7 protein-coding genes are annotated in these 7,056 nt (G+C 68.9%); 2 read left to right on the top strand and 5 right to left on the bottom strand.

Annotated features, from left to right (window positions below):
- Positions 1-52 precede the first annotated feature (52 nt).
- Positions 53-1,564: a glycerol kinase GlpK gene (gene glpK / locus FE256_RS17125; protein ID WP_138178054.1), complete on the top strand. Its 1,512-nt coding sequence runs from the start codon at positions 53-55 to the stop codon at positions 1,562-1,564.
- A gap of 87 nt (positions 1,565-1,651) precedes the next feature.
- Here the strand turns inward: glpK and FE256_RS17120 are convergent, their stop codons facing one another.
- Entirely contained in the window at positions 1,652-2,131 is a 480-nt protein-coding gene (locus FE256_RS17120; protein ID WP_138178052.1) for a hypothetical protein, read from the bottom strand.
- A gap of 36 nt (positions 2,132-2,167) precedes the next feature.
- Positions 2,168-2,638, bottom strand: a complete 471-nt coding sequence (locus tag FE256_RS17115) for an OsmC family protein (protein WP_138178050.1) — start codon at positions 2,636-2,638, stop codon at positions 2,168-2,170.
- Positions 2,639-2,699: 61 nt separating this feature from the next.
- Here FE256_RS17115 and FE256_RS17110 point away from each other — a divergent pair, with 61 nt between their 5' ends.
- On the top strand, positions 2,700-3,683 hold the full coding sequence (locus FE256_RS17110) for an asparaginase (RefSeq protein ID WP_138178048.1): 984 nt from the start codon (positions 2,700-2,702) through the stop codon (positions 3,681-3,683).
- A gap of 43 nt (positions 3,684-3,726) precedes the next feature.
- On the opposite strand, the gene FE256_RS17105 is transcribed toward FE256_RS17110, so the two are convergent.
- The 3 genes from FE256_RS17105 to FE256_RS17095 form a co-directional block, all read right to left on the bottom strand.
- Positions 3,727-5,259, bottom strand: coding sequence for an APC family permease (locus FE256_RS17105; protein ID WP_138178046.1), 1,533 nt, complete (start codon positions 5,257-5,259; stop codon positions 3,727-3,729).
- 45 nt (positions 5,260-5,304) lie between these two features.
- Entirely contained in the window at positions 5,305-6,078 is a 774-nt protein-coding gene (locus FE256_RS17100) for a PP2C family protein-serine/threonine phosphatase (protein ID WP_138178044.1), read from the bottom strand.
- Positions 6,079-6,235: 157 nt separating this feature from the next.
- Positions 6,236-6,943, bottom strand: coding sequence for a large exoprotein (locus FE256_RS17095; RefSeq protein ID WP_138178042.1), 708 nt, complete (start codon positions 6,941-6,943; stop codon positions 6,236-6,238).
- Positions 6,944-7,056: the final 113 nt, after the last annotated feature.

Below are 7,056 nucleotides of genomic sequence, written 5' to 3'. Positions count from 1 at the left end.
CCCCCTCTTCCCCTCTCATAAACCACCCCACCCACTGACAAAGGAGTCCTCCATGGCCGACTACGTCCTCGCCATCGACCAGGGCACGACCTCGACGCGCGCGATGATCTTCAACAAGTCCGGCGGCGTCGTGTCCGTCGGACAGAAGGAACACGAGCAGATCTTCCCGAAGGCCGGGTGGGTCGAGCACGACCCGCTCGAGATCTGGCGCAACACCCAGGAAGTCATCGGTCTGGCCCTGAGCCGCGCCGACATCACCCGCCACGACATCGCCGCGGTCGGGATCACCAACCAGCGCGAGACCGCGGTGGTCTGGGACAAGAACACCGGCAAGCCCGTCTACAACGCCATCGTCTGGCAGGACACCCGCACGCAGTCGATCGTCGACCGCCTGGCCGACGGCGATGTCGAGCGCTACAAGAGCATCGTGGGCCTGCCCCTCGCGACCTACTTCTCCGGCACCAAGATCGTGTGGATCCTCGAGAACGTCGACGGCGCGCGAGAGAAGGCCGAGTCGGGCGATCTGATCTTCGGCACCACCGACACGTGGGTGCTGTGGAACCTCACCGGCGGCATCGACGGCGGCGTGCACGCGACCGACGTCACCAACGCCAGCCGCACGCTCTTCATGGACCTCGAGACCCTGCAGTGGCGCGACGACATCCTCGCCGACTTCGGTGTGCCGCGGTCGATGATGCCCGAGATCCGCTCCTCCTCCGAGGTCTACGGCCAGGTCGAGTCGTCGTCGCTGCTGCGCGAGACCCCCGTGGCCGGCATCCTGGGCGACCAGCAGGCCGCGACGTTCGGTCAGGCCGCGTTCGACCCGGGTGAGAGCAAGAACACCTACGGCACCGGTAACTTCCTCATCTTCCAGACGGGCGAAGAGATCGTCCACTCCAAGAACGGTCTGCTGACCACCCTCGGCTACAAGCTCGGAGACGAGCCGGCTCGCTACGCCCTCGAGGGCTCGATCGCCGTCACCGGTTCGCTCATCCAGTGGCTGCGCGACCAGCTCGGCATCATCTCCTCGGCGCCCGAGGTGGAAGCCCTCGCCCGCACCGTCGACGACAACGGCGGCGTGTACTTCGTGCCGGCCTTCTCGGGCCTGTTCGCTCCGTACTGGCGTCCCGACGCCCGCGGCGCGATCGTCGGCATGACGCGCTTCGTCAACAAGGGCCACATCGCCCGCGCCGCCCTCGAGGCCACGGCCTTCCAGACTCGCGAGGTGCTCGAGGCCGTCAACGCCGACTCGGGCGTCGACCTCACCGAGCTCAAGGTCGACGGTGGTATGACCGCCAACGACGAGCTCATGCAGTTCCAGGCCGACATCCTCGGCGTTCCGGTCGTCCGACCCGTCGTGGCCGAGACCACGGCCCTGGGTGCCGCCTATGCGGCGGGCCTGGCCGTCGGTTTCTGGGACAACCTCGATGACCTGCGCGCCAACTGGCAGGAGGACAAGCGCTGGGAGCCCGACATGGACCCCACCGAGCGCGAGCGCGAACTGCGCCTGTGGAAGAAGGCCGTCACCAAGTCGATGGACTGGGTCGACGAAGACGTGCGCTGAGCACACCCCCGCAGATCGGAACCCCGTCGGCCTCGTGCCGGCGGGGTTCCGTCGTTCCCGGGGCCCTCGGCATCCGGATGCCGGGACTCAGCGCGACGGCTTCGGGAACGCCGCCCGCACGGCGTCGGACTGCAGGTAGTCCGAGACCCCGATGAGGAGGATCGCGAACAGGATCTGCTCGGTCACCACCCAGAACGGGTAGAGCCCGGGGATCGCGGCGAGGACGAGCGCCACGATCGGGAAGATGCGGCTGAACAGCTGCAGGCGCCGGAACGCCCAGTACCAGCCCGCCCGCGCGCGCCACAGGAAGTAGAACAGCGTCGTGGTGATGCCGAGCACGACGAGGCACCGCATCCACACGGCGAAGCCGACGTCGTCACCGTTCAGGGCCATCACGGCGGCCACGATGATCGTGGCGACGCCGAGGAGGAATCCCGCGGCGAGCAGGATCGTCACCGCGCGGAAGGCGCGGCGGACGCGGGGATCGTCGGACGGGTCGACGCGATGATCGGCCTGACGACCGCCGGCGAGGCGGTCCAGACGTCGCAGGGCGGGTTCGAGCTGCATGCGCTCACTGTACGACGCGCGCCGCACCGCGCGATGTCAGGCGGCGGTGACGACGGGCTCGTGGCGCACGGGGAAGTTGACCGAGTTCGCGATGAAGCACCACTCGCGCGCCTGACGATGCGCGGCGAGAGCGGCCTCGACCATGGACTCCTCCGCCACCACGACACGGGGCCGCAGCAGGACATCGGTGAACGCTCCCCCGCCCTTGCCGTCCTCGACCATCGTTCCGGTGGCCTCATCGCTGTACGAGACGACGACCACACCCGTGGTCACGCACGCGTGCAGGTACGACAGCAGGTGGCACTCGCTGAGCGCACCGAGCAGCAGTTCCTCGGGGTTCCACTTCGCCGGGTCGCCCCGGAAGGGCTTGTCCGCGGAGGCCTCCAGCAGAGGTTTCCCGTCGACCTCGAGCGAGACCGACCGGTCGTAGTCGCGGTACCCGCTCGTGCCGGTCCCCCGGTCGCCGGTCCACGTGGCCTGCAGGCGGTACTGGTGCTCACCGATCATGCTCCCATCCTGCCCCCTTCCCCCGCCGCGGAGTCCGGGGCGCGGAAGATACGATGGACGGATGCCTGCCACGCCCCCGGATGCCGTCGAGATCGCCGTCGTGGAACGGAGCGGCTTCGTCGAGTCACGGCACAGCGGCGTGGCCGTCGTGCTGTCGCCCGACGGGTCCGAGCACACGGCGCTGGGCGACGTGAGCGCGCCCTTTCTCCCTCGCTCGAGCATGAAGCCCCTGCAGGCTCTCGCGTGTCTGTCCGCCGGTGCCGACCTCAGCGGCGAGAGCCTGGCGCTGTCGACGGCGAGCCACTCCGGAACCGACCGGCACGTCGAGGTGGCCCGTGGCATCCTGCAGTCCGCCGGACTGACCGAGGACGACCTGGGGTGCCCCGCGGCGTGGCCGAGCGATACCGCGTCGCGCGACGATCTCGTCCGGGACCACGGCACCCCCTCTCCCCTGCGCATGAACTGCTCGGGCAAGCACGCCGCGATGCTGCTGACGTGCGTGGCCAACGGCTGGTCGACCGCGGACTACCTCGACCCGCAGCACCCCCTGCAGGTGCACATCCGCGAGGTGATCGAGCGCCTCGTCGGCGAGCGCGCCACGACCATGGCGATCGACGGGTGCGGTGCGCCGGTGTACGCGATGAGCCTGACCGGCCTCGCCCGTGCCATCCAGCGCATCGCGACGTCGTCGGAGCGCTCGCCGTTCGCGCTCCACCGCAGCGCCGGCGCGCTCGTGCGCGCCGTCCGCGAGAACCCGTGGACCATCGACGGCCCCGGCCGCCCCGACACCGTCGTGATCGAACGCCTGGGCGTGTTCTCGAAGTACGGCGCGGAGGGCGTCCAGGTCATGACGGCTCCCGACGGGACGACCGTTGCGCTGAAGACGCTCGACGGATCGACCCGGGCCGGCCACGCCGTCGCCCTGCGTCTGCTGGAACGCGCGGGGGCCCTCGATGCGTCCGCGGTCGCCGATACCCTCTCGGCGCTTCCGCTGACCGTTCTCGGCGGCGGAGCACAGGTCGGCGTCATCCGCGCCACGGTCTGAGCGGAGTCGGTCACCCGCCGTGACGGCGACCGGCTCACCGTCCTCAGATGCCGCCGTCGACCGACCGCGGGTACGTGATCGGCTCGTCGGGGACGAGCACCTCGGTGTCGCGGTTGAGGCTCTCTCTGTGGAAGAAGGGCTTCGAGCGCGGGAAGGCGTACCAGAGCAGCATCAGCACGACGCCGATCGCGAGCGCGCCGATACCGACGACGAACGTCCCTCCGATGCCCAGCAGGACCGTGTTGCCGTACTCGGGGTCGTACATGTCGATCGCCGACTGCACGAACGCGTAGGTCAGCATGAGCGCTCCCAGCAGCGGAAGGATGCCGCGGTAGACGAGGTTCCGCGCCGAGGTGAACAGGTCGCGGCGGAAGTACCAGACGCACGCGTAGCCCGTGATGGCGTAGTAGAACGCGATCGCGAGCCCGAGCGACAGGATCGAGTCCTGCAGGATGTTGTCGCTGATCAGCGTCATGCCGACGTAGTAGACGCTCGCGACGATGCCCATCACGAGCGTGGAGAACGACGGCGTCCGGAAGCGCGGGTGCACGGTGCTGAACCGCTTCGGCAGCGCCTTGTACGCGGCCATCGCGAGCGTGCCCCGGGCCGTGGGGAGGATCGTGGTCTGCGTCGACGACACCGCAGAGATCAACACCGCGACGATGAGGATCCAGCCGAACGGGCCGAAGAGTCCGTCCTTCAGGGCGAGGAACACATCGTTGGCGTTGTCGGCGTTGGCCAACCCCGTCCCGTCCTCGCCGACCCCGGCGTACATCATCGCGGCCACCGTGACCGAGACGTAGGTGCCGAGCAGGATGACGGTGGTCAGCAGTGCCGCCCGACCGGGGATGCGCTTGGGGTCCTTGGTCTCCTCGTTCAGGGCGAGACACGTGTCCCAGCCCCAGTAGATGAACAAGGCCAGCAGCACGGCCTCGGTGAAGCCGCTCCAGTCGGTGAAGCCCAACGGGTTGAACCAGGCGAGATCGAACGGCGTCGGGTTCGGCGCGGTCCCGTCGAAGAACTTCCACAGCGCCACCACCACGAACAGCGCCAGCACGAGGTACTGCACGCCGAGGAGGATGTTCTGGATGCGCTCGCCGATCTCGACGCCGCGATAGCTGACGTACGTCATCGCGGCGATGAACGCGACGCCGGTGGCGGTCACGAGCGGCACGTTCTCGGCGAGGGACCCGTCACCGATGAGAGACCACAGGTAGATGCCCGCGATCTGGGCGAGGTTGGCGAGCACGACCATCCCGGCCACGGCGACGCCCCAGCCCCCCATCCAGCCGACCCACGGGCCGAATGCCTTCGTCCCCCAGGTGAAGGTCGTGCCGCAGTCGGGGACATCGTTGTTCAACTCGCGGTACGCGAAGGCGATGAACAACATCGGAATGAAGGCGATGATGAACGCGATGGGCGCCGAGGCGCCGACGGCGAGGACGACGAAGCCCAGGGTCGCTACGAGCGAGTACACCGGGGCCGTGGATGCCAGACCGATGACGGTCGAGCCCCACAGGCCGAGGGTTCCCGCCGCCAGGCCCTTGCCGGCCGTCCGTTCGGGTGCGGAGGTCATCTGCTGAACCTAGGAGCAGCGACGCTCCGCGGTCAAGCTCTCGGGTTACGCGGCCCGACGGGTGACGTCGAGCACGACGATGGTGATGTTGTCGCGGCCGCCGTTCTCGAGGGCGGCGGCCATCATCGCCTCGACGGCGGCGGCCGGGTCGGGGTTGGCCTCGAGGAAGTGCCGGATGCCGAAATCGGTCAGTTCCTTCGTCAGCCCGTCGGAGCAGATGACGAAACGATCCCCGTCGACCACCTCGAGGCGGAGGTAGTCGGGCTTGACGCTGTCGCTCGGGCCGACGGCGCGGGTGATGACGTTGCCGTACGGGTGATTCTCGGCCTCTTCCGGGCTCAGCCGCCCGGCGGCGATCAGTTCCTGCACGACGGAATGGTCGGTGGTGATCTGCACGATGTCGTCGTCGCGCAGCAGGTAGACGCGCGAGTCCCCGATGTTCAAGGTCACCCAGTGCGGCTCCTCCCCGCCCACCTCGAGGTAGAGACCGGTCAGCGTGGTGCCGGTTCCCTCGTCGGTGGTCTCGGGGTGCGAGACGATGTCCTTGACGGCGCGCGACAGAGCCTTCTCGATGTTCTTGGGAGACACCGCGCCGCCCTCGACGACGCCGCGCAGGCGATCCACCGTGCTGGCGCTGGCGATCTCTCCGCCCAGGTGCCCGCCCATGCCGTCCGCGACGACGAACAGGGGGTACTCGGCCAGGAGCGCGTCCTGGTTGACCTCTCGGCGCTTGCCCGTGTCGGTCGACGCCGCCCAGGAGAGATCGAGCGCGCCGCCCGCCAGGGGAACGGTACGCGTATGCGTGGTCACCTCGGGCACGACAGATCCTCCGGTAGGCCGACAGCTTCGCCGGCGGAAGCGCACGGCCCTGCCATCCTAGTAGACGCCCAGGCCGGGCTCTTCGATCCGACAGGCGCGGCGCACGGGCGCGAACGACGACGAGCTCCCCGCGGGGCGGGGAGCTCGTCGCTCGCGTTCAGGCCTGCGGACCGGCAGGCGGCGGCGTGGGGCCGGCCGGCGGTGCCGGCGGAGGCGGCGTCGCGCCGCCGGCCGGGGGCGTCTGCGGCGGGGTGGAGGGCTGGGCCGGAGGCGCGTACGGCTGCGCGGGCGGAGCGTAACCGCCGGCCGTGGCCGCAGGCGGTCCCTGCAACTGCTGATCGGGCTGCACCGGGATCCCGCTCCAGACCGTCTTGTCCGCAAGGAACGAGGTCGCCCACGGCGAGGGACGGATCGCGGGGTTCCACGGCGACGAGCCGAAGGCCAGGATGCCGAGCCAGATGAGGTATCCGATGCCGGGGATCAGCCAGAGCAGCAGGTACGGCCAGTCCTTGCCGAACTTCAGGCCCAGACGGTAGGAGAACATCACCGCGGCGGCCACGCCGACGAGGCTGATGATCCATCCGATGACCGGGATCCCCGCGAGCACGCTGGAGGCGACGACCGCGATCAGGTAGGCCCACGGTGACAGATCACCCAGTTTCGCCGCGACGAGGGCGTTGTAGACGGGCACCCACGCGCGCCACTTCCCCTCCACTCCGGCCTTCTCGAAGATCTTCATCAGCAGGAAGGACGAGATGATGTACCCCGCCAGCGCGATGATCAGCAGGACGGGAAGAAAGACGAGGAAGAAGGCGAACGCGGCGAAGCCGCCCCCGTCGTCCCCGTAGTAATAAGAGTCACCCATGTGAGTTCCCTTCCAGGAGGTGCACGACGCGACATCCGCGCGTGCGGTGCGACTCACATGGTAGCGAAGCTGAATGTTCGCTGGCAGACCCCGCGCAACATTGTCATGTGCGG

Origin of the sequence: Microbacterium sp. 5K110 (genome assembly GCF_005774735.1) — a bacterium.
In the GTDB taxonomy this organism is placed as follows: domain Bacteria; phylum Actinomycetota; class Actinomycetes; order Actinomycetales; family Microbacteriaceae; genus Microbacterium.
This window is presented reverse-complemented; position numbering and strand designations above follow the sequence as displayed.